Source organism: Klebsiella sp. K47 (assembly GCF_051858335.1).
Classification (GTDB): Bacteria; Pseudomonadota; Gammaproteobacteria; order Enterobacterales; family Enterobacteriaceae; genus Klebsiella; species Klebsiella pneumoniae.
Map to the genome: position 1 here is coordinate 1 of NZ_JBPYUI010000491.1, position 218 is coordinate 218.

Below are 218 nucleotides of genomic sequence, written 5' to 3' on the forward strand. Positions count from 1 at the left end.
TCAAATTGTCCAAGGAGACAGAAAAATGTCCAACCGTCAATCCGGTGTTGTTAAGTGGTTCAACGATGAGAAAGGCTACGGCTTCATCACCCCTCAGTCGGGCGACGACCTGTTCGTGCACTTCAAAGCCATCCAAGCTGACGGCTTCAAAACCCTGAAAGAAGGCCAGGCTGTTACTTTCGTCGCTACCCGCGGCCAGAAAGGCATGCAGGCTGAAG

Annotated in this window: 1 protein-coding gene; it reads left to right on the top strand. The window is 52.3% G+C overall.

Annotated elements, in window-relative coordinates; translation table 11 throughout:
* Positions 1-25: 25 nt before the first annotated feature.
* On the top strand, positions 26-218 hold a 193-nt coding region (locus RRF55_RS28925; RefSeq protein WP_439419436.1), incomplete at its 3' end, for a cold-shock protein.